Below are 22,170 nucleotides of genomic sequence, written 5' to 3'. Positions count from 1 at the left end.
GAGGCTATTTTTGTGTTAGGCAATACTTTTATCGTTGAAGCCGGAAAACGGGGGTGAAAGCGTCACATTTTTATAGAACATCCTGCGTTCTGGTGGTGTCTGGCTCATGGGCTTTATCCTGCTGATCTTCATGGGAGATATCAACTCCTGCCTCTTCAAGAAGGACTTCAAAATTACTTTGGATAACGGATAGCATTTCCAGATTTCGGTCATGTTTTTTCAATTCGGCTTTCAAGGCTGTACGTTCCTTTTGCAGTTCTTCCAACTGTCGGTCCAGCTTATCAGCGGATGGAAGTTTTGTAATACCAAGATCTTTTAACTCCTGTAGCAGAGTATCATGCAGACGGTATTCCTGTGCATGTGCCTTGCGGTAAGCTGCAGGATCAGCAGCATTTTTTTCGCCCTGAATGATGTCCCTGCACATACGGTAAGCATTGCATTTCTTCTGGATGATCTGTTGCTGTTCCAGTGCTTTATTACAATTTAGAAGTGTCTGTTCTGCAACAGTCTTAGATTCTTTGGCATCAGATACATGCTGCAGAAAGTCATCATAGTTCAAAAGATTATGCTCCGACAGATAGTTATAGGTTTTGGCTGCTTGCTGTAGGTTATGAAGACTGCAGTAGCGTTCATATCCTGGCCTGTTATGTGAATCGACATAAACCGTCATCTGACGAAAGATACGAATTTCCCTGGTAATAAATTTCGGCAGCTTTGCCCTGGTACGATTTTTTTCCAATCTGGCAAGAATACTGTCCTCGGTATAATAGCTCCCAAGAGTTTTGACATTTATAAAATGTTTCTGCTCCGGATGCTTAAACGCCAGGTACTTACCCTGACGGATTTCGTATCCGGCCGACTGCATTTTCATCAGGAATTCATCGTAGGTGACAGAAGACCAGATGGCCCGGTCTACCGTAAATTTCAGCTTCGCCTTCCAACTGTTTCCACGTTTATATTCCATATTTTCCTTGTAGGAACGACTGCGTTCACCGGTCGGCATATTCTCGTTCAGACCATACTCTCTGCAGATTTTATTGCTCAGCATGCAAAGTCTGCGATAACTTTTTTTGTTGGAATGATATTTGTGATAATCCACAAAGCTGGTGGCATTGAAGATCAGATGACAGTGGACATGATCTTTATCGGTGTGTACTGATAGCACATATTCATATTTTCCTTTCAGAGCAGCTTCAGCTATTTTTTCTCCAACCTCCTGTGCAATAGCAGGATCCGTAATCTCGCCCGGCTTGAAAGAAATGATCATATGCCAGGCAAGATTGTCACCTTTATCCATGTTGTTTCGTTTTCCCATTTCTTCCGTGTAAGCAAATTCCATGGCTGCGGTTTCCGGTGCACATGCAAAAGAACTGACCAGATTCTGACTGTCGGTTTTATTCGGATTTGTAATGTATTTCACTGCATGATCTACAGTGGATTTAATCGGGAAGATTTTAATATATGCCATATCTTATTCAACAATCCTTTCATCTCAGCCATATCTTCAGGGGTAGCAGCACCGGTTGTATTTGCAACCTTTGCCAGCTGATTTGCGTTCACACCAATTTTGTGCATCTCCTGAAAAATTTCTTTCTGATACGTCGTATCGATGTTAGTAATAATCCCGTCAATTGCCATCTTCCTAAGATAAGCACTCATATTTCCGGTCTTTGACAGAATCATCTTCTTTCGGATCATCTTCTTTTCCTCTTCATTCACATAGAACTGCAGGGGGATTTTTCTCTTCAAATTTGCCATCGTAGTACCTCACTTTCATTGTTGTTTTGTGTTTTTTGAGCGAAGCGAAAATCAAGATTGGGCAGGGACCCGGTCTTGCAGCGAATGCCCGCCAGAGAAAGTTCATGAATCTGGCTGTCCTTGCTCGTATTTGAAAATCCCTTCATATTCTAAGAACAAAGAAAATGATCTAAATAAAGGAGGGTTTTGGAAAAAAGGATAAAATTTGTATAATTGAAAATACCAATCTGAGATTGAAGAATTTTTCAGGCCGAATTATAATAAAAATGTCGAATTTTGGGTTCTTGTGAAGATATGCGTTGCTTTGAATTGTACAATAGATAATATCATGGAGGTTATCATTGAGGGAAAATGACATAATACGATTTAATCAAATCGAATGGAGGTATAGGTGTGAAAAAACTAATTTCTTCAGTATTTATTATTGGGATTACTCTAATATTGTCTGCAATTCCGGTTGCAGCATCTACTGGAACAGGTGGATTTAGGCAGATAGATTCTTCAGAAAGTACAACTGAGTTAAGAAATGAACAACCTGTTTCTTCAAAGACCTTGGAGGGTATGGTATCTTCTCAAACAATCCAGGAAGTCCAGGAAAAGCTGAATGAATTGGGATACGATTGCGGTATACCCGATGGTATTTCAGGAGATAAAACAATTGAAGCTGTGAAACGATATCAAGAAGAACATGAGATGATGGTATCGGGTATCATTGATCCTGATTTTGCAGCCGCACTATTAGATTATTCCAATCACGAAGGAATTCAGATTAGTACTTTCTTAGAACGCTATAATCAGGGTGTTACTTATTATAATCGGCTTACAGGTAGTTCTTTAAATGAATGGAATTTTGTTCCAGATCCAAGTTTAGGATTATCTTCTAATGGTGGAACATTTTATTTTGAATTTGATTCCGATAAAGATCATATACGACAGGTGACATATACGTCGAGTTCAAAAAAATACTATGATAATGATAATCGTAATCTTACATGTATTGTGTATGCGATGAATCCGTTCCTTGATAGTATTGATAATACGGAGCGAACTGTAAAAATTATACGTTATTATTATGATGGAAGCGCAGAGTACTCATTGCTGTCAATAAAAGGAGAGGAAGCGTTTGCAAAACAATATAATCAGATTATTTCTTATCGTATAGAGAATTCGATTATTAATAAAGAATTGGATATCTCAATATGGGAGAAGGATATTCCAGTAGAACCAGAGAAAGAAGAACCGATTGATTCATCAGAACCTTTATCTGCAACACCAACTCCCAAAATAACAGAAATTTATGATCACATTTGTGAGGCAGATGATTGCAAGGAAGAGGGGATTAGATTGGTTACAGGTATTTCTGGTTTACCAGAATATTACTGTGAGACTCATTATCAGGAAATTCAGAAAATCATTGATAAGATGGAAAAAGATGTTGGAAATGGTTCTTACTCGAAACATACATGCATTGTAGAGGGCTGCAGTAAAGAAGGAACCAGAGAGTTTGACGGTTTTTCCGGAACCGAGTATTACTGTACAGAACATTATAATGACTTATTATCTATGTTTTCAGAACTTTTAAAATAGTAGTTAATCAAAGCGAAGGAGTATATGATTATTGGCCATAAATTACGTTGTATATTCTGCAAGAAAAAGACACGATAAGTGAGGTTGATATTATATGGCAGATATAGTATATACGCCAGAAACGAAGAAATTTAGTATAAAATTTGAGATAAAAGATAGTGGTAAGGATACGTTTTATTAGGACAAACTGGAAGATATTATCAGCGGGTATATTATTCTACGTTTTGATCAGAATGGAACTGAAAAGATACTGTGCAGTATCGGACCAAACGAAATATAATTTACTGATGGAAATCCACTGTATGGAGAAACATGCAAATATTAGATTCTTGCATATAAAAGAGTTATGAAGACGAACAAGATTCTTGCAGAGTCCAATGAGGTTAATGTTGTTGTTCCAGAAAAACAAGTACCTAAAGTGAAACCGGAAAACAGACCCATAACAGTGCGCAGTACATTGGAAAAAATTGATTCCATGGAAGGACATGCATTTGAATCATTTTGTACAGAACTATTAAGGTTAAATGGCTATCCCCAAGTAAACGTTACGAAGGGGAGTGGTGATTAGGGTTTAGATCCAATTGCACACCGTGACGGTGTTGATTTTGGAATATAATGCAAATGCTACAGTTCGGATATAGGGAATAAAGCAGTCCAAGAGCCATTCGCTAGAAAAACATATTATGGCTGTCATGTGGCAATTGTTTTAACGAATCAATACTTTACAAAAGCGGCGAAAGATTTGGCTGAAATTAATAAGGTTGTTTTATGGGATCGAGATAAGCTCGAAGAATTTGTGAAGAAGACGATAAAATAATTCAATATATACAATTACAAAAGAGTGGTGAGATTATTATGGCAAATGATAAATTTACCGTAGTCGGTACGAATATAGCAGAAAAAGCAACGATGATCTGGAACGTAGCAGATATGCTGCGCGGTCCTTTCAAACCTCATGAGTATGGTCTTGTTATTCTTCCAATGACAGTAGTAAAGCGTTTCCATGACTGCCTTGTTCCTACTCATCAGGCTGTACTTGATACTTGGGAGAAAGTGAAAAAGTTTGCAGTAGTAGATGGGTTTCTGACCAAGGCATCGGGCTATCAGTTTTACAATACAAGCAAATTTACTTTTGATGCTTTGCTTGCTGATCCTGAAAATATTGAAGCAAACTTCAAAGATTATTTGAATGGTTTTTCTGCGAATGTGCAGGATGTTCTGTCTAAATTCGACTTTGATAATGTCATAAAACGTATGGTGGAAAGCAATACCCTGTATCTTGTTATTAAGGAATATAATTCGCAGAAGGGATACCTTGGGCCAGATAAAATCAGTGCGGTTGATTGTGGCTACATCTTTGAAGATTTGGTAAAAAGATTCTCAGAAAGTTTTGGTGAAGAAGCAGGAGCACATTTTACAAGTCGTGATGTAATCTATCTTATGACAGACATTTTGCTCAGTGATGCAGACCTGAGCAAGGGTGGTAATGTTACTGTTTATGATATGGCAATGGGAACAAGTCAGATGCTTTCCTGTATGGAAGAACGTGTTCATGAGCTGAATGCAGATATTGATGTTACTTGTTTTGGTCAGGAATTTAACCCTTCTACTTTTGCTATTGCAAAGGCGGATATGATGATCCGAGGTGGTGATCCTAACAATATGAGATTCGGAGATACACTTTCTGAAGATCAATTTTCTGGTTATCAGTTCCAGTACATCATATCAAATCCGCCATTTGGAATTGACTGGAAGCGTGAACAGAAAGCCGTCGAAGCAGAAGCAAAGAAAGGTGAACTCGGACGTTTTGCACCAGGACTTCCTAAGATATCTGATGGTCAGCAACTCTTTGTGTTAAATGGACTTTCAAAGCTAGCAAACAATGGAAAGATGGCAATTATTCAAAATGCATCTGCGATGTTTTCGGGAGATGCTGGTAGTGGTTCATCGAACATTAGAAAATACATTATTGAAAATGATTGGTTGGATGCAATTATAGAACTATCTACAGATCAGTTTATGAATACTGGGATTGGAACATATATTTGGATTATAGATAAGAATAAAAAGAGTCACAGAAGGGGTAAGGTACAGCTGATTGATGCGTCTCATTGCTACGAACCTCGAAGAAGGCCGATAGGAACCAAGAGATGCGATATATCTGATGACTGTAGAAAAATGATTGTTGCTGCTTATGGTGAATTTAGAAATAGCAAGATATATGGGGATTTATCAGGTATATACTGTGAAAGTAAAATTGTTGAGGCCAGTGAATTTGGATATAGAAAGGTTGTTATTGAAAGACCACTACTTGATGACACCGGAAAAATCATTAAGAAAAATGGGAAACCTATTCCTAATCAGGAGCTAAGGGATACAGAAATGATTCCGTTGACCGAAAAAACTGAAGACTTTATGAGTAAAAAAATATATCCTTTATCGCCAGACGCATGGATTGACGAGAAGAAAACAAAAATTGGATATGAGATATCTATGACAAAGTACTTCTTTAGGTATAGTAATTTGGAAAGTGTTAACGATGTGATTCAGAGAATTAAAGCCTTAGAAGAAAATATATCTTCTCATATGAGAACTCTTTTTGGAGAAGGGAGCATTCAATAATGCGAATAATGAAGGATAGTCATGAAGCTTGGATAGGACATATTCCATATGAGTGGGATTTAACAACGATAGGGGATATATACAAAGAACGTTCTGTAAAAGTGAGTGATTTGGATTATCCTGCTCTTTCGGTAACCATGAATGGTGTTGTGCCCCAACTTGATTCAGTGGCTAAATCTGATGATAGATTTAATCGAAAACTGGTTAGAAAAGGCGACTTTGTCATTAACAGTAGATCAGATCGGAGAGGAGCATATGGTGTTGCGAGCCAAGATGGTTCCTGCTCACTAATAAATATTGTATTACAGTCAAAATCTTGTGATGTTGATTATTATAATTATGTATTTTTTACTAAATCCTTTCCAGAAGAATTTTATAAGATGGGAAATGGAATTGTCGCTGATTTATGGACAACTCGTTGGGACAAAATGAGACACATAAAACTTCCTAATCCTCCAATTGGTGAACAAAAAAGGATTAGTAAATATCTGGATAAAAAGTGTGAAGAAATAGAAAAGCTTATTACGCTTATTGATGCTTCGATAAAAGAATACAAAACTGTAAAAAATGCTTTAATACTTAAAATAGTATTAGAAGGAATTAATGATTCTCATCCTCAAAAAGTACATAGAAATGATTGGCTACAATTAGTCCCTGCTGATTGGAAGATAGGAAGAATTGCTGATTTATTTAGGGAAATAAGTGAGCCAGGGGAAGAGGATCTTCCAATTTTAACAGTATCCATAAATACTGGAGTATCTGATCGTGAATTATCAGAAGATGAACAGGATAGAGCATTTGTACGAAGTGAAGATCGGACAAAATACAAGCGAGTATATCCGGGCTGCATTACGTATAATATGATGAGGGCTTGGCAGGGAGCTATTGGAACTGTAAGGGTGGACGGATTAGTTAGCCCTGCGTATGTAGTCGCAAGACCAATTTCCAATGTAGATAGTAGATATATTGGGTACTTGATATCAACAAAACCTGCTATCGAAGAAATGCGTCGATATTCCTATGGCGTTGCAGATTTTAGGTTGAGATTATACTGGAGATATTTCAAAAATATGTCAGTATGTTTGCCGCCACTAGAAGAACAGGTTATGATTGCTGATTATTTGGATGAAAAGATAGTAGCTATTGATTCACTTATTAGAGAAAAAGAACAACTTTTAACAGAATTAAAAAACTATAAAAAGGCTTTGATCTACGAATATGTTACTGGCAAAAAGGAGGTCCCGCAGTCATGAGTGTTGACATTACAAATGAAAAACGTTTTGAAGACGATATCACTGCGTCCTTCTTGTCTCCAGATGGTGGCTACACTATCAATGAGGATGTTTATGATACGAATCTTGGATTATTCCCTGACACATTAATTCGCTTTATACAGAACACACAGCCTAATGAGTGGAGAAGATTTGAGTTGCAAAACAGCGGTGATACCACTCGCAAATTTTGTCTGAATTTTAATAATGCATGTGATACATACGGACTTTTGGAAGTACTGCGCCATGGTTTTAGACATCGTGGTATCAGTTTTAAAGTTTGTTATTTCAAGCCGGAATCAGGATTGAACCAGACTGCAGCGGAACTGTATGCGAAGAACGAAATTACATGTAATCGTCAGTGGTTTTACTCAACAACATCGCATAATTCTGTAGATATGATGATTGCGATTAACGGTATTCCTGTCTTTGCATTTGAATTAAAAAATCAGTACACAGGACAGAACGTGGATAATGCAAAGCGACAGTGGATGTATGACCGTGATCCGCGTGAGATTTGTTTTCAGTTCAACAAGCGTATCCTGGGATATTTTTGTGTGGATCAGCTTGAAGTGTGGATGACAACAAAACTGGATGGAAAGAATACATATTTTCTTCCTTTTAATCAGGGATCCAATGGTGCTGGCAATGATGGTGGCAAAGGAAATCCTGCAAATCCTGAAGGCTATCCGTCGGCATATCTCTGGGAATATGTCTTCCAGAAAGATAGCATGATGGACATTGTTCAAAAGTTTATCCATCTGCAGGTGAAAGAAGATAAGAAGTTGCTGTCTGATGGAACAGAACGAGTAACAAAGAAAAAAGCGTTGATTTTCCCAAGATATCATCAGCTTGATGTTGTACGGAAACTGATTGCAGATGTTCGTGAGAATGGATCAGGACAAAATTATTTAATTCAGCACAGTGCCGGTTCAGGAAAATCAAATTCGATAGCGTGGACAGCATATCGTCTTGCATCTTTACATGACGAAGAGAATAAAGCTGTATTTAGCAGCGTAGTTGTTGTAACAGATCGTACTGTATTGGATGCTCAGTTACAGGAAACAATATCTGGTTTTGATCATACGATTGGCGCCGTTGAGACGATTGGTGAGGACAAGAATTCTAGAGATCTGCGTGATGCTCTTAACAATGGAGTACGTATTATCGTCACGACATTGCAGAAATTCCCAGTGATTTATCAGGAAGTAGATGCGGCAGCAGGACGTAATTATGCAATCATTGTTGATGAAGCACATTCATCTCAGACTGGAAGTTCCGCAATGAAATTGAAATCAGCCCTTGCTGATACAGAGGAAGCCCTGTGCGAATATGCAGAAATCGAAGGCAAGAGCGAGGATGAAATAGACCAGAATGATAAGGTTGTGCAGGAGATGCTGACCCACGGAAAGCATAAGAATTTATCGTTCTTTGCATTCACGGCAACTCCAAAAGCCGCAACACTTGAAATGTTTGGTACCGAACTCGATGATGGATCATTCCATCCATTCCATATATACAGCATGAGACAGGCTATTGAAGAGGGATTCATTCTGAATGTCCTTCAGAATTATATGACCTATAATACCTGTTTCAAAATTGCAAAGAATACGGAAGATAATCCTGAACTGCCAGAAAGCCGGGCAACAAAAATTATCAAGAAGTATGAAAAATTGCACCCATACAATATCAGCCAGAAAGCCCAGATTATCGTTGAGACATTCCGTGATACTACCCGCCATAAGATTGCCGGACGTGGAAAGATGATGGTTGTTACAGATTCCAGACTAGCAGCAGTGCGCTATTTCCATGAAGTGAAGCGATATATTCAGGAACAGAAATACTCAGATATGGATGTACTGGTAGCTTTTTCCGGCGTTGTTAAGGATGGGGAAGAAGATGTCACAGAATCTGGATTAAACGTTCGAAGAGATGGCAGTCATATTTCTGATACACAGACTAAAGCAGAATTCCATGACAATTTCAATGTTTTGATTGTTGCGGAGAAGTATCAGACAGGTTTTGATGAGCCACTCCTTCATACAATGATCGTAGATAAGAAACTGAAAAATGTAAAAGCAGTTCAAACATTGTCGCGCTTGAATCGTACCTGCCCGGGCAAAACAGATACTTTTGTTCTTGATTTTGCAAACAGAAAAGAAGACATTTTGGATGCATTCCAGCCATTTTATCAGGAAACCAGCTTGGAACAGGAAGTAAATGCGGATCTGATTTATCAGACGGAACGTGAGTTGTTAGATTATGCGATTTATAATCAGAATGATGTAGTGGCATTTATCGAGGTCTGGAATAAACCAGGTAAGCAAGATGATCGAGCAATGGGGCGAATGACAAGTGTTCTTAAGCCGGTTGCTGACCGATATAATCTGAAAAATCCGGAAGAGAGATACCAGTTCAGAAGATTGGTTCGTAGCTTGATTCGTTGGTACAGCTACATTACACAGGTTGCCAGAATGTTCGACAAAGATATGCATAAGGAATATCTGTTCCTGAGCTATTTGATTAGTTTGCTTCCTGCAGAACCGGAGGATCCTGTTGATCTTGATGGAAAACTGAAGTTGGAATACTACAAACTTCAGAAGACATTCGAAGGTGAAATTCGTCTTGAAAATGTAGATGGGCAGTATGTTCCGGCAACCAGCAAGAGTGCTCAGGGTAAACGCCAAAAGAGTACGCTGGATGAAATACTGGAGAAGATTAACGAGAAATACAAGGGTGAGTTCAAGGATTCTGATCGTGTAATGATTGGTGCGCTTCATGATAAACTGATTGCTGATAAGAAATTGGAAAGTTCTGCCAGAACCAGTGATCCAAGAATCTTTGTGGAAAGCATTTTCCCGGCTGCGTTTGGTACAGCTGCGATGGAAAGTTTTATGGAATCGCAGGAGAGCTATTCTGCACTTTTCGAAGATCAGTCAAAATACAATGCTGTTATGAGTGCATTGGCAGGTGTTATTTATAGAGAAATGAGACAAGCTGCCGAGAGTACAACCTGACACAATGGAGGGAATAAATGATTAACGATGCACTATTGGCAAATCCAGAAGACCGTCTTCGTGATCTGGCAGCCAATATTGAAGAAATCAAAATGATTCTGAAGGATATCCAGGCTATGCTGGATGATAATGACGAGTATGATAATGCGACTGAGGCAATTGTGGAAATCGATCATGCTCTGGAGTTTTTGGATTCTGCATTTGACAGCGTAGATGAGGCAGGTGACCTGCTCGAATTGTAAAGAGAAAGAATGGAAGGAGGATCGGTATGCCTTTAAAAATTGTTCGAAATGACATTACAAAAATGAATACGGAAATCATTGTGAATACGGCGAATGATCATCCGACCGTTGGGACAGGTTGTGATTTTGCCATATATCAGGCGGCAGGTTGCGAGGAATTGCTTGCATATCGCAGAGAGCATATTGGATATGTTCCGGAGGGTGAAGTGTTTATCACTCCTGCATTTCATCTTCCTGCAAAGCATATCATTCATGCGGTTAGTCCGTATTATGAAGATGGATTGCACGGTGAAGAAGAAAAACTACGTGCCTGCTATCGCAAAAGTCTGCAACTTGCATATGAGGTTCATGCAGAGTCGATTGCATTCCCGTTGATATCCACAGGCGGGTTTGGATATCCAAAAGAAGAGGGACTGCGTATTGCTGTGGATGAGGTCAATACGTTTTTACTCAGCTACGATATGCTTATTTATCTGGTAGTATTTGATCAGAAAACTTCGAAGCTTGGCATCAGGCTGTACCCGGATCTGGAGTCATATATTGATCAGAAGTACGTAGAGGAAAAGCGACAGGAAGAATACTGTGGATCTTACGATGCAGGTAATTTTGTTCCGTCAATGGATTCTGATACAACAGCAGCCTTTTCAGATTATACTCAGCGCAGAAGAAGAGAGGAGCCTGATAGCAGAAGCAAAAACATGATGCTATCTCAGGTATCGTCGGAACCACTGCCTCCGCAGGCGGCAAAAAAGAAAGGCATCTTTCCGGAGTTTTCCTGGAAAAAGAAAGATAAAAAGGTACAGTCTGAAATTTTACAGGAAGAATTACAGGAGTCCTGTACGGTAGACGCCGTATCCTTTGAAGAAGGAGAAGACGAGTTCCTGGATTTTGAGAGTTTGCATGAAAGCAAGCTGCAGGAACGGATGCTTCATCTGTCAGATACATTTTCTCAGTATCTGCTATATCTGATTCAGTCAAAGAACATGGAAAATGCGGAAGTGTACAAACGTGCGATTGTTGATAAAAAGATCTTTTCAAAGATCAAGAACAACGTGAATTATCATCCACAGAAGATGACAGCTCTCTGCCTGTGTATCGGTGCAAAGCTGAACCTGGATGAGAGCCGGGATCTGCTGGCAAGAGCAGGATATGCGCTTTCTCCATGTGACAAAACGGACGTGATCTTTTCATATTTCATAGAAAACAAGATATATGATATGATCGAGCTGGATATCCAGCTGGAGGAACACGGACTTCCGTGCATTATTTCATAGCAGATATAAATTTGCAGGTCGTTTCTGAAGCGACCTGTTTTTTTAACCCTTACGCTATAATGAGTCCATCAGATGAAACAAGAACAAATCAGAAAGATCAGGGAGGATATCAATTATGCGTAAAGGATTAACAGAAGTAGTTTTTATTTTGGACAGAAGCGGATCAATGAGCGGACTGGAAGCAGATACGATTGGTGGTTTCAACAGTATGATCGAGAAACAGAAAAGAGAAGATGGAGAGGCTGTCATTTCCACGGTTCTTTTTGATGACAAAACGGAAGTCATCTATGACAGAGTATCCATTGACAAGGTGGCTCCAATGACAGACAAGGAATATTATGTAAGAGGATGTACCGCTCTTCTTGATGCAATCGGCGGGGCAATTCATCATATCGGAAACGTTCATAAATATGGCCGCGAAGAGGATCGTCCGGAGAAAACTCTTTTTATCATTACAACTGACGGTATGGAGAATTCCAGCCGTATTTACAGCTATGACAAAGTAAAGAGAATGGTAGAGAAAGAAAAAGAAAAATACGGATGGGAATTCCTGTTCCTTGGTGCAAACATCGATGCTGTTTCTGTAGCAGGACGATTTGGCATCGGAGCAGACAGAGCCATTGATTATGAGTGTGATGAAGAAGGAACACTTCTGAATTATGAAGCTATCTCTCAGACTGTTTCAGCCATGAGAAGATCCAAATCAAAAGCAGAGATGGACATGGCATTCGATGCCTGCATGGCACCTGTTCGTGCAGATTATGCAAAAAGACATGGTGGAAGAAGAAACTGATAATCACAGCATGGTAAATGTGAATGCGAAAGTAAAATAAGTAAAAAGAAGACCAGCTGATTTCAGGTTTTTGCCTGTAATCAGCTGGTCTCTTTATGAGGAGAGAGTTATTCTTGCTAACAATATTCACTGTATTCTGTGGATCCGTATGCTGCCTTATCTTCCTTCAGATAATTGCCCTTTGCATAATCCGAGGAATAGGCGGTGTACCCTTTGTGCGAGAATGTACGGAGCTTTAAATCCAGAAGAGCAGGCGGTACATTCAAGATGGAAGCGGCATTAAAAAATGCGTGGGAATGAAGTGCTTCCAAAGCGGCTTCATCTTCTATTAAAAGTTCAGAAGCGAACATATTTGCCTCGAATTCCTCATCCTGAATGGAATTCTTTTCATCAGCTTCAAGCAGCTCGTATTCCTGAAATACGAATGGATGCACCATTCCTGTCTGACGGTGCAGAAAATAATGTCCCAGCTCATGTGCCATCAGTACTCGGTAAAAAATTTCCTGAATGTTACTGTCAATGACAATGATGGGCACTTCATCTGCCGGGTTAAAATAAAAATATGCTTTCAGTTTTTTCTGCAGGTCATGTCTTCTGATCAGGATGTTATAATAGCTGCAGATATCTTCAAGATTACGGGAACCAACCGTTTCAATGATCTCGTTTACAGCGTTAATAATGTAATCAAATTTCAATTCTTTGTTACCTCCCGATAGTATATAATCCACTGTATTCAGCCTACCTATAGTTTACTCACCTTGATGTCCGTTTGTTTGTACAACTAAAGATGAATTTCTGCTTGACAGCCGGGCGGTTATGTGCCGAATCTCTATCATTCTGTGGGATCGATCAGTGACTGACCGGTCTTCTTTTTTCTTCTGCGTGCAGCCTCCTGTTTGGAATCGATATAGACTTCCATCAGGGACTGGATAAACACTTCTTTCGCATCATCATCCAAATCACCACCGGCAAGAAAGGTTGATACATGATCCAGGATTTCCTGAGCTTCGTGTGCACCTTTATTTCCCTGGGTATCTTTTATTTTATGAATGAAATCCTTCTTTTCCATATCTTTCTGCGTATTTTCTTCAGCATCATCCAGCAGATAGGTTACCGATACATGTAATGCCTTTGCAAGTTTTTCAAGATTGCTTTTGCGAGGGATGATATTCCCCTGTTCATAGGTATAGAGAGAACGTTCGGAAATGCCGGTCAACTGTGCAAGTTCTGTCTGAGTGATGTTCAGAGTGGTACGTGCTTTCAAAATCTTTTGGCCGAATGTCATGGTCAGATAACCTCTTTTCTAAAATATTTCTTCTTAACTTCCGATTAACTATTGACAAACTTCTGAAGCGTGCTTATAATCACAAATATAAAAGAAGTTCCGAATAACTAAATATTACTTCCGATTCGGAAGAATGTCAAGAAGTTTTCGGAAGTTCTAAAGGGTATAAATGAAAACTAAGGGTTAAATAAAGATTAAACAAATGGGAAGTGAACAATATGGACAGAAGTATTCTTCATGTTGATGCCAACTCTTTTTACGCTTCGGTAGAGATGCTCCATCATCCGGAACTGGCGGGAAAGCCGCTGGCTGTTGGAGGGGATCCGGAAGCAAGACACGGTATTGTGCTGACGGCAAATTATATAGCGAAGCGCAAAGGTGTGAAAACAGGAATGGCATTATGGCAGGCCAAACAGGCTTGCCCGGACATTGTATTTGTCCCTGCAAGAATGGATCTGTATCTCAGATTTTCCAGATATCTTCTGAATATCTATTCGGATTATACGGATAAGATTCAGAGCTATGGATGTGATGAGGCATGGCTGCAGGTGGATGAAAGTGCAGCAATCAAAGGGGATGCCATGAAGATTGCCAGAGAGATCAGCAATCGCGTGAAACGGGAGCTTGGAATCACAGTCAGTATCGGAATTTCCTGGAATAAGATTTTTGCAAAACTCGGCAGTGATTATAAGAAGCCGGATGCCATTACAGAAATCAATCGGGAAAATTACAGGCAGATTGTCTGGGGACTTCCGGCATCGGATCTTCTGTATGTGGGAAGGCGTACCGCACCAAAACTTGCAAAGTATGGAATCCACACGATTGGCAATCTGGCACAGACAGATCCTGCTTTTCTGGAACAGCAGCTGGGAAAGATGGGACTGATTCTGTACGCATTTGCAAATGGAATGGATGATTCTCCGGTAACAAAGGAAGGATACGATGCACCGATTAAATCCATCGGAAACAGTACTACTACACCGAGAGATCTGACCTGTGACCAGGATGTGCAGATCATCTTCCAGGCACTGGCAGAGAGCGTTTCTGCAAGGCTTCGCAAACATGGATTTCAGTGCAGGGTAGTCGGCATATCCATACGAAGCAACGATCTATATCACTTTTCCAGACAGAAAAAGCTGTCAGAGCCGACGAATATAACAGAAGAAATCATGGCAGCTGCATTTGAGCTGTTTCAGGACAATTACGATTGGAGGCTTCCAATCAGAAGTCTCGGTATCCGGGGAGCGGATCTTGTAACGGATGACTATCCGGTTCAGCTGGATCTTTTTATGAACGAGCAGAACCGTGAAAGACAGAAAAAACTGGATGCATGTGTAGATGAGATCAGAAGACGTTTTGGTTATTTCAGCATACAGAAAGCATTCATGTTGAAGGACCCGGCACTTGCGGGACTGGATGCGATGGGAACCCACACCGTACACCCAGTTGGATATTTTTAGCCTGGTTACGGAATGCATTTTATCATAGAAACAGGAGGCAAAATTATGTCAAGAGTACGATTATCAGATAAACAGGCAGAGGTGTTCTGGTTCATCCAGGACTGTCAGGACAAGAAAGGCTGGTCACCAACGGTGAGAGAGATTGCAGATGCGATTGGAGTTGGTTCAACATCCACTGTATATGCGTATCTGAAAGCGCTGGAGAAAAAAGGCTTCATTGAGAGAATGAAGGGATCGCCAAGAGCCATTAAAATCCTGAGAAATTACAATCTGATGGAAGAAATCATGTATCTGATTGCAGAAGGGGCAGGAGAGGATTATGAACAGAGAAGCGGAGAATGCACAGACAACAGCGGCTTTAAAGGTATATGTGGATGTTCATGCCCTGCTTTCTAAGGAAGGCGATCTGATACCAAAGTCTTTCGTATGGGAAGACGGCCGCACCTATGAAATTGACAGAATCAAGAAAAAAGAAATGCAGGCAAACAGAAAGGCCGGAGGAACCGGTCTCATGTACACGATTATCGTAGATGGTAAGGAATGCCATCTGTACTACGAAGTAGATAGGTTCTTTATGGAAAAGAAGCTGGTTTGAGAGCAGATAATACCAATCAGGAAAATACTATCCGTGGACGTTGACTTTCCCTTTACCATTCACGGATTTATATAAGGACTTCCTGCCAGATCAGAGGGCAGACACCCACAACCTGCCATGGTATAGTCCTGAAATTGAAACATACGTATCCCATCAAATCATAGGGAATATCAGAAAGCAGACAGCTTTTACAGATGAATTTGAAGGAGTAAAGAAACAATTGAAGATAAATGCAAGAGAATATGCAATCAAAAGTATGCGCGACGTCGCAGAAAAATTACGAGGCAGGAGCATTACAGAAGCCGGAGACCATGAAAAGGAAATGAAGAGTTTCTTCAGAAGATACGGCGAAATGCTGCAGAACAGCCAGCTGGGTATCCACGAACTGGACGAAGAGTGCCACGAAATGATTAACGAAAGCCTGGATTATGCACTGACATACCTCTTCGACTGGGATTACCGCATCAACGTTCCGAAATTAAAGAAAGAAGTACACAGACTGATGGATCTGAAATGCCTTTGCGATCTGGTATCCAGAGCAAGGATTCTGACAAAATACTATGCACCGAACGGTGTGGTACTGGAAGAACTGATCTACCGGAGATATTGCAGTAATATTGTCCGTACTGATGTTGAAGTATGGCAGGAGATGGGATTCAGCCGGTCAGTCTATTATGAAAAGAAAAAAACAGCACTGCAGTATATGGGATTCTTTTTCTTCGAGATCGTGATCCCGCAGGCAGTTGATAATCAGAAAAGAGTATCTGAGATAGGCTGGATTTAATAAATACGGGAGGAATTGTTATGCTGCTGAAAATGAATCAGATGAAAGAAATAGCAGTAAAGACTGTAAAGGAGTATCTTGGAGAGAAATATCCAGGAATTGAAGTGGAATTTGAGTCGGAAGTGGATGAAAATTCAGTAACGACAGAGTATCTTATGATATCTGATCATCATGTTATGGGATTTAGAATTCCAGTAGAGAAATTATTTGATAAGTGCCGGAATGGCGAAGATGTTGAAGAGTATCTGAAAGAGGAATTGGGAGAGTTCCTGAAAGAATATGAAAAAGTAAAGGAAGCCTATGCATTCTTTGATCATGTAAAGGAAGATTTTTCAATAGCAAAGGAATACCTCGTCCCATACGTATTCGATGCAGAGGCCAGGTCAACGCTTCTTGAGAATCATCCGTATCGACGTATTGGAGATATTGCACTGGAATGTCATCTGTTATATGAAAGAGACGGTCTTGGAATGCAGATGTCTATTAATCACGATACGATTCAAAAATGGGGAATTACAGAAGATGAAATGGTGGAACTCTTATTTGCCAGACATCAGGAAAATGTATATTTGGCAGGTGCAAACGAAATGGAATATTGTATTGAAAATGAAAAAGAGCCTGGCAATCTTCTGAAAACAGGTGATAAATCTGGTGCAGAAACAGAGTACATTCTCGGATGTTCATCCCTTTATGATTATGAAGCTGCTTTTATCTTCAATTCTGCAATTATGAAAAAAGTGGCAGATGTTCTTGAGGATGATTTCTATGTTATTTCGGTGTGTACGGATAATGTAATTATAACTCCTGTAGGATGTTGGAGCGGAGCGAACAGGATGGAAGAACTTCATGAAAAGATACATCAGTTGATGGTGGAAATGGAAGAGGATAGAAATGTGTTGTCGGAACAGTTAATGATGTACAGTAGAGAACTTGGGAAAGTGGTAGTGGTTACGGAAGAAGAAAAAGGGCAGATGGCTGGATAAATGAAATAGGAACTTTTCTTTCTGCATAAATGGAAAAGGCGGAGAGCAGTGTGATGAGCATTGCTTTCCGCTTTTTCAAATGTTTGGAGAATCATCGATGAATTCTATGATATCTGAAATGGAACAATGGAGAATTTTACATAATGCATCAAGGGTATTAGTAGATACAGATTCATTTGCCTTTAAGCGGCGGATCGTAGAACTGCTAATATTTCCTTTCACTTGCAGCGTATATGTAGTTGCACCAGTTTTTTTCATTGTTTCCCACAACCGGTCGTATGAAATCAAATTCTCATCACCTCATATCATTGACAGATATGCTCATTATTGCCTATAATCAGGGTAAAGTGTTATAGGCAATAATGCCTATAACAGAGCAATGAAAAAGCATGTCGCAGCAAAGAATGAGAGAGTTGATTCGTAAAGTTGCTTAGTCTACGAAAACTGTCGAAAAGAGAGGTGCTTCTATGGACATCGATAAAATCATTAAGCAGGTAGCCAGGGTACACAATACAATAGCGGAAGAAGTATATGCTGAAATGCAGATTGCTTTAGATGCCGCATTTCAAAGTAAAGACCCAGAGGTACAGAAAGAGTGGGCGAAGATTCCTTTTAAAGGAGATCATCCGATCCCTGAGGATGTCATCCCGTATCTGGTGGGTCAGTTAAAGAATCCGCAGGCGGCAGTTTCATGAAGGGGGCTGGTCGGATCGCAGTTCTGGCTCTATTGGTTTGTTGTATTGGCTCTGGGTGCAACAATAAAAAAGAAGGAGAGCCGGATTTGCTGAGTAGCTTCAGCATGAACCGTGATGAGAACCTTGTGGTAATAGCAAATCGGGATAAGATCGAGGATAAGGATGAATTTGCACGGTTGCTCGTTCGTATGTGCAAGGAGAATTCATTCCAGTCCATCAGGTTTTCCACAGACCGCGGGTATGCAACAAGCCTGGATATGCGTGTGTATCTTTGGAGGGATGAGGTCGAAGGTAATGATCCTGTTATGACAGTGGAATACAAACCGGAAGAGTGGAACCACGATTATGATATCATCAACAATCCGGAAGAATTCAGGCTCTATGTTGATGGAGAATTGATTGAAAATCAATGATAAAAGATGATAGGCTCAGTAATACGGAAATGCCGTATTCCGGAGCCTATTTTTTTTAATGCCTACTGTGTAGGTATCTCATCTGCCAGGGACACGGTTGATGGCCTGAATACGCTCAGGCATTTGAAAGACCTGGAAATAGAGGTCTATTTTGTAAAAGAGAACATATGGACGCTGGATGCCAAGGGCGAGTTGATGATAACCATCATGAGTTCCCTGGCACAGGAGGAAAGCCGGAGTATTTCCGAGAACACGACCTGGGGCAAGCGAAAGCAGTTTGCCGATGGCAAAGGCAGCGTTGCCTTTGGTTGTTTCCTTGGGTATGACAAGGACATTAAGATAAACGAGGAACAGGCAGCCACGGTTCGACTGATTTATCGGCTTTTCATCAGCGGTCTTTCCCTTTACGCCATCACAAAAGAACTGGAAAACTGGGGCATCAAGCCAGAAGAATGTTTTCTGGCAGGTGCTAACGATATGGAATACTGTATCGAGAATGATAAAAAGATGATCAATCATCTGAAACCAGGTGCTAAATCCGGATACGAATCAAGTTACGTTCTTGGCTGTAATACTCTTTATGATTTCGAAGTAGCTTTTATTTTCAACACTGCAATTATGAATAAAGTGGCATATGTTCTTGATGATGATTTCTACATCTCACCAGTGTGTACGGACAATGTGGTTGTGACACCGGTAGGATTGTGGAAGGGAACTGACAAGATGGCAGAACTTCATGCGAATATCCGTGAATTGACTGCGGAAATGGAAGAGTACAGAACTAAGCTGCCGGAACAGCTGATGATGTACAGCAGGGAACTTGGGGAAGTTGTTGGGGTAACAGAAGAAGAAAAAGGACAGATGGCTGGGTAAATGAAATAATTTTTTCCCATCTCTCTTTCTTATATGTAAGAAAAGGCGGAGGACAATGATGAGCATAGTTCTTCGCCTTTTCGTGTGTTCTGAAAATATATTGGATCATCGGGTCATAAAGCAATGTAATGTTATAGGCGAAATATGACCTTTATTTGATTTCAGTGGTACTTTCTGTACTGACAATATTGCCAGAGTGATGAAACTCATTATTGAGATTATAGTTATATTATCATAGGTAATTGCGAAACAAGTTCGCAATCCTGAGAGAATCGGCGAAAAAACAGAAAAAAATGTCTATTCATGAGAGACTAAATATTAACAAGGAGCTGATTGTAAAACAGCAGGGAGAATAAAGGAAAGCGAAAGGGGCTGAAATATTTTAGAAACCAATATTCTATTCGGAAGTTTTTGCATGCTGAAAAGTGGAAATTGATAAGCCGAGATCATATAAGTGTGCAGGTTTGATGAACGTACACACTTATATAATCATACAGAGAGTATTATTTGCCAAATCCGATGGATTTTGTATTAGTTGGTAAATTTTCTTTAAGATAATTTTGCATCTTTGTACAAGTGTATTCCACTGGAAGGGAAGGAATACCATTATTGAATTGGAGAATATCAAGAATAATATTTTCCAATTCTCTTTCTATTTCTCGGATACCTGAACTTCTTGAATATTGGTTCACAAATAGTTGCAACGCATCATCATGGATATGAATTATTGAACTATTTAAAGTATACTTTCCTAATAGTTTTGGAAGAACATAATTTTTAGCAATATGATATTTCTCGTCACATGTATAGTCACCGAGTTCAATTTCGTAAAATCTATTACGAAGGGGCGATGAAAGTAAATTAATATCATTTACTGTTCCGATGAAAATTGTCTCTGATAAATCAAGATCTAGCCCAAGAAAAACATCTGTAAATCTATTAGATGAGTCTAGTAGGTCAATCAATGTATTTTGTACGGAAAGTGAACATTTTTCAATTTCATCCAATCGCACTATGCAACGAGTAGTACCTGCTTGACAAATTTGCTTGGCAATTAATCCTGGAGTTGCATCAATATATGTTATAGAAAAACCTTTTAAACTCTCAGGATTAGAAAGTCCATTCATGTTGATTGTTACAAGTGGTCGATTTAAAGCTGTAGCAATAGCGGTGGTTATAGAAGTTTTTCCAACTCCTGGTTTTCCAGATAAAAGAATTCTTGCCTCGCTGATTTTTCCGGTTACCGCATGGCTATAAAAAAGTCGAGCTATTTGGCGTTTAACACTAACCATTCCAAAGTGACTGCTAGACAGCGTTGTATGGATGGTATTCACATCTAAACATTCCGGGGAAGATTCAGCAAAAAGTTTACATAATATCTCTAGTTTCTGTTCAAATTTAGCAATAGTTGTGTTCTCCGAATCAATACTTTCCATATGGTACAATGTTTTGCGAATTTCATTTCGTACCTTGTCATCATAATAAAGCTCATTTCTTTTAAATATGAGTTTGGGGCTAGTACTATCAATCAGTGATAAAAAACAGTCATCAATATATGCTTCATCAATGACAGTAGTTGTAGGTTTTTCTGAGAGAATGCGAGTAATTAATTTCTGAAGATGACCGTTATAACATCTCATTCCATCATCATCTGTATACCATGCAATGCGTTTTAATGCACTTTCGGAAAATGATAAATTGTTTAATTGATAATTAGATAACATTGAAATAGACTTGCTTTTACCAATTATCGCTTTCTCTTCGATTGTATAGGAAGGAAATCTAATTATATGAGTAAATCGCTGGCGGAGGACCTCAGGAATACCTTCTTCGTAGTTTGCCGTTGCCACTATGATAGAATGTCTCATATCTAGATATGTTTCTAGATAACGGTCATAGTGCAAGCCATCAGCAAGTAAGCCTAGAAGAGACATATAGGGATCTCCGTTTTTATTGTTTCTACTCATTTTATCAAGTTCATCAAATAGAAAAACACATTCTGAGGTACTACCATTTTGGTACATTTTCTTAACAATTTCACTAGGAGATGCTTGATCAAAGGCAGCTTCATCACCAGTGAAAGGGATAGCGGTACTAATACCGGCGCAAGAAATCGAAGAGAATGGAATTCCAAGATTATTACTATAAATGAGTAAATCCCAAATATTGCACAAAATAAAGATACCCTCCGTTGAATGATGTATAATTGAAGTACCAACAAACAACATACACATTTCAACAAGGGGTGCCTGTTGCAAACAGTATACATCATTCTAACAGTATTTACAATTACTTTAACGCTTTAAAACTCGGATTATTTTTGTCCGATGTGTACCTGAACCATTTGATGACCATTATCGTTTCTGTTTTCCTTCGAGGTTACAAAGGAAAAACCATCGATTTTGCAGAAGTCAGCTCTATGCACCGGACTACAACTGCTTTTTCCTGAATCACGGTAAATGGGATGACTATGCTCTCCAGACTGTTTTGAAAAACAGTGTGATACAGGTTGTCTACC

General features: G+C 39.5%; 21 protein-coding genes and 2 pseudogenes. 17 read left to right on the top strand and 6 right to left on the bottom strand.

From position 1 onward, the window contains the following. Positions 1-70: 70 nt before the first annotated feature. Positions 71-1,468 (bottom strand): relaxase/mobilization nuclease domain-containing protein, encoded by a 1,398-nt coding sequence (locus ACESZH_RS16365; protein WP_373215882.1) that lies wholly within the window; start codon positions 1,466-1,468, stop codon positions 71-73. Continuing rightward, positions 1,429-1,758 carry a plasmid mobilization relaxosome protein MobC gene (mobC, locus tag ACESZH_RS16360; protein WP_373215884.1) on the bottom strand — a complete coding sequence of 110 codons (330 nt, stop codon included), beginning with the start codon at positions 1,756-1,758 and terminating at the stop codon, positions 1,429-1,431. The genes ACESZH_RS16365 and mobC overlap by 40 nt, the downstream gene beginning before the upstream one ends. 232 nt (positions 1,759-1,990) lie before the next feature. Between mobC and ACESZH_RS16355 the strand changes: the two genes are divergently transcribed. From ACESZH_RS16355 to ACESZH_RS16315, 9 genes and pseudogenes are all read left to right on the top strand, one after another. Then, on the top strand, positions 1,991-2,113 hold the full coding sequence (locus ACESZH_RS16355) for a helix-turn-helix domain-containing protein (protein ID WP_373215914.1): 123 nt from the start codon (positions 1,991-1,993) through the stop codon (positions 2,111-2,113). 38 nt (positions 2,114-2,151) lie between these two features. After that, the gene (locus ACESZH_RS16350) at positions 2,152-3,345 is read left to right on the top strand and encodes a peptidoglycan-binding protein (protein ID WP_373215886.1); all 1,194 of its coding nucleotides are present in this window, start codon (positions 2,152-2,154) and stop codon (positions 3,343-3,345) included. Positions 3,346-3,691: 346 nt separating this feature from the next. Then, positions 3,692-4,162: pseudogene (locus ACESZH_RS16345) on the top strand (restriction endonuclease). A gap of 38 nt (positions 4,163-4,200) precedes the next feature. Then, positions 4,201-5,967: an N-6 DNA methylase gene (locus tag ACESZH_RS16340; protein WP_373215887.1), complete on the top strand. Its 1,767-nt coding sequence runs from the start codon at positions 4,201-4,203 to the stop codon at positions 5,965-5,967. Beyond that, positions 5,967-7,220, top strand: coding sequence for a hypothetical protein (locus tag ACESZH_RS16335; protein WP_373215889.1), 1,254 nt, complete (start codon positions 5,967-5,969; stop codon positions 7,218-7,220). The genes ACESZH_RS16340 and ACESZH_RS16335 overlap by 1 nt, the downstream gene beginning before the upstream one ends. Further along, the gene (locus ACESZH_RS16330) at positions 7,217-10,255 is read left to right on the top strand and encodes a type I restriction endonuclease subunit R (protein ID WP_373215890.1); all 3,039 of its coding nucleotides are present in this window, start codon (positions 7,217-7,219) and stop codon (positions 10,253-10,255) included. The genes ACESZH_RS16335 and ACESZH_RS16330 overlap by 4 nt, the downstream gene beginning before the upstream one ends. A 17-nt stretch (positions 10,256-10,272) precedes the next feature. Beyond that, positions 10,273-10,497, top strand: a complete 225-nt coding sequence (locus ACESZH_RS16325) for a hypothetical protein (protein ID WP_373215892.1) — start codon at positions 10,273-10,275, stop codon at positions 10,495-10,497. Positions 10,498-10,523: 26 nt separating this feature from the next. Beyond that, a complete protein-coding gene (locus ACESZH_RS16320) occupies positions 10,524-11,771 on the top strand; it encodes a macro domain-containing protein (RefSeq protein WP_373215893.1) in 1,248 nt (415 codons plus the stop codon). 115 nt (positions 11,772-11,886) lie between these two features. Next, positions 11,887-12,564 (top strand): hypothetical protein, encoded by a 678-nt coding sequence (locus tag ACESZH_RS16315; protein ID WP_373215894.1) that lies wholly within the window; start codon positions 11,887-11,889, stop codon positions 12,562-12,564. A gap of 116 nt (positions 12,565-12,680) precedes the next feature. Here ACESZH_RS16315 and ACESZH_RS16310 read toward each other — a convergent pair whose 3' ends face one another. Both ACESZH_RS16310 and ACESZH_RS16305 read right to left on the bottom strand, forming a co-directional pair. Further along, on the bottom strand, positions 12,681-13,259 hold the full coding sequence (locus tag ACESZH_RS16310) for an ImmA/IrrE family metallo-endopeptidase (RefSeq protein WP_373215895.1): 579 nt from the start codon (positions 13,257-13,259) through the stop codon (positions 12,681-12,683). A 137-nt stretch (positions 13,260-13,396) separates the two neighbouring features. Further along, a complete protein-coding gene (locus tag ACESZH_RS16305) occupies positions 13,397-13,849 on the bottom strand; it encodes a helix-turn-helix domain-containing protein (protein WP_373215897.1) in 453 nt (150 codons plus the stop codon). A gap of 218 nt (positions 13,850-14,067) precedes the next feature. Here ACESZH_RS16305 and dinB point away from each other — a divergent pair, with 218 nt between their 5' ends. The 5 genes from dinB to ACESZH_RS16280 all read left to right on the top strand — a co-directional run bounded on the left by dinB (position 14,068) and on the right by ACESZH_RS16280 (position 17,671). Beyond that, entirely contained in the window at positions 14,068-15,309 is a 1,242-nt protein-coding gene (gene dinB, locus ACESZH_RS16300; protein WP_373215898.1) for a DNA polymerase IV, read from the top strand. A 45-nt stretch (positions 15,310-15,354) separates the two neighbouring features. Then, positions 15,355-15,705, top strand: coding sequence for a helix-turn-helix domain-containing protein (locus ACESZH_RS16295; RefSeq protein ID WP_373215899.1), 351 nt, complete (start codon positions 15,355-15,357; stop codon positions 15,703-15,705). Then, a complete protein-coding gene (locus ACESZH_RS16290; RefSeq protein ID WP_373215900.1) occupies positions 15,629-15,904 on the top strand; it encodes a hypothetical protein in 276 nt (91 codons plus the stop codon). The genes ACESZH_RS16295 and ACESZH_RS16290 overlap by 77 nt, the downstream gene beginning before the upstream one ends. A gap of 220 nt (positions 15,905-16,124) precedes the next feature. Next, a complete protein-coding gene (locus tag ACESZH_RS16285; RefSeq protein ID WP_373215901.1) occupies positions 16,125-16,688 on the top strand; it encodes a hypothetical protein in 564 nt (187 codons plus the stop codon). 20 nt (positions 16,689-16,708) lie between these two features. Further along, positions 16,709-17,671: a DUF5688 family protein gene (locus tag ACESZH_RS16280; protein WP_373215902.1), complete on the top strand. Its 963-nt coding sequence runs from the start codon at positions 16,709-16,711 to the stop codon at positions 17,669-17,671. 75 nt (positions 17,672-17,746) lie between these two features. On the opposite strand, the gene ACESZH_RS16275 is transcribed toward ACESZH_RS16280, so the two are convergent. Further along, complete coding sequence (locus ACESZH_RS16275; RefSeq protein WP_373219944.1) at positions 17,747-17,941, bottom strand: helix-turn-helix domain-containing protein; 195 nt, start codon at positions 17,939-17,941, stop codon at positions 17,747-17,749. Between the two features lie 197 nt (positions 17,942-18,138). On the opposite strand from ACESZH_RS16275, the gene ACESZH_RS16270 reads away from it, so the two are divergent. The 3 genes and pseudogenes from ACESZH_RS16270 to ACESZH_RS16260 form a co-directional block, all read left to right on the top strand. Beyond that, positions 18,139-18,366 carry a sporulation initiation factor Spo0A gene (locus ACESZH_RS16270; protein WP_373215904.1) on the top strand — a complete coding sequence of 76 codons (228 nt, stop codon included), beginning with the start codon at positions 18,139-18,141 and terminating at the stop codon, positions 18,364-18,366. After that, positions 18,363-18,779, top strand: coding sequence for a hypothetical protein (locus ACESZH_RS16265; protein WP_373215905.1), 417 nt, complete (start codon positions 18,363-18,365; stop codon positions 18,777-18,779). The genes ACESZH_RS16270 and ACESZH_RS16265 overlap by 4 nt, the downstream gene beginning before the upstream one ends. An 84-nt stretch (positions 18,780-18,863) precedes the next feature. Then, a pseudogene (locus ACESZH_RS16260) lies at positions 18,864-19,223 on the top strand (recombinase family protein); the annotation flags it as partial. A 932-nt stretch (positions 19,224-20,155) separates the two neighbouring features. Here ACESZH_RS16260 and ACESZH_RS16255 read toward each other — a convergent pair. After that, positions 20,156-21,826 carry an AAA family ATPase gene (locus ACESZH_RS16255; RefSeq protein ID WP_373215906.1) on the bottom strand — a complete coding sequence of 557 codons (1,671 nt, stop codon included), beginning with the start codon at positions 21,824-21,826 and terminating at the stop codon, positions 20,156-20,158. Between the last annotated feature and the right edge of the window lie 344 nt (positions 21,827-22,170).

This window comes from Ruminococcus sp. 5_1_39BFAA, from assembly GCF_964240875.1.
GTDB lineage: Bacteria > Bacillota > Clostridia > Lachnospirales > Lachnospiraceae > Blautia_A.
Note: the sequence above shows the minus strand (reverse complement) of the source record. Positions and strands in the feature narration are given on the sequence as shown.

Excerpts from the sequence above, each read along its gene's own strand:
- ACESZH_RS16330 (WP_373215890.1), top strand. The coding sequence starts at position 7,217 with ATGAGTGTTGACATTACAAATGAAAAACGTTTTGAAGACGATATCACT.
- ACESZH_RS16265 (WP_373215905.1), top strand. The coding sequence starts at position 18,363 with ATGAAGGGGGCTGGTCGGATCGCAGTTCTGGCTCTATTGGTTTGTTGT.
- ACESZH_RS16295 (WP_373215899.1), top strand. The coding sequence starts at position 15,355 with ATGTCAAGAGTACGATTATCAGATAAACAGGCAGAGGTGTTCTGGTTC.
- ACESZH_RS16320 (WP_373215893.1), top strand. The coding sequence starts at position 10,524 with ATGCCTTTAAAAATTGTTCGAAATGACATTACAAAAATGAATACGGAA.
- ACESZH_RS16305 (WP_373215897.1), bottom strand. The coding sequence starts at position 13,849 with ATGACATTCGGCCAAAAGATTTTGAAAGCACGTACCACTCTGAACATC.
- ACESZH_RS16335 (WP_373215889.1), top strand. The coding sequence starts at position 5,967 with ATGCGAATAATGAAGGATAGTCATGAAGCTTGGATAGGACATATTCCA.
- ACESZH_RS16270 (WP_373215904.1), top strand. The coding sequence starts at position 18,139 with ATGGACATCGATAAAATCATTAAGCAGGTAGCCAGGGTACACAATACA.
- dinB (WP_373215898.1), top strand. The coding sequence starts at position 14,068 with ATGGACAGAAGTATTCTTCATGTTGATGCCAACTCTTTTTACGCTTCG.
- mobC (WP_373215884.1), bottom strand. The coding sequence starts at position 1,758 with ATGGCAAATTTGAAGAGAAAAATCCCCCTGCAGTTCTATGTGAATGAA.
- ACESZH_RS16315 (WP_373215894.1), top strand. The coding sequence starts at position 11,887 with ATGCGTAAAGGATTAACAGAAGTAGTTTTTATTTTGGACAGAAGCGGA.
- ACESZH_RS16325 (WP_373215892.1), top strand. The coding sequence starts at position 10,273 with ATGATTAACGATGCACTATTGGCAAATCCAGAAGACCGTCTTCGTGAT.
- ACESZH_RS16365 (WP_373215882.1), bottom strand. The coding sequence starts at position 1,468 with ATGGCATATATTAAAATCTTCCCGATTAAATCCACTGTAGATCATGCA.
- ACESZH_RS16340 (WP_373215887.1), top strand. The coding sequence starts at position 4,201 with ATGGCAAATGATAAATTTACCGTAGTCGGTACGAATATAGCAGAAAAA.
- ACESZH_RS16280 (WP_373215902.1), top strand. The coding sequence starts at position 16,709 with ATGCTGCTGAAAATGAATCAGATGAAAGAAATAGCAGTAAAGACTGTA.
- ACESZH_RS16290 (WP_373215900.1), top strand. The coding sequence starts at position 15,629 with ATGAACAGAGAAGCGGAGAATGCACAGACAACAGCGGCTTTAAAGGTA.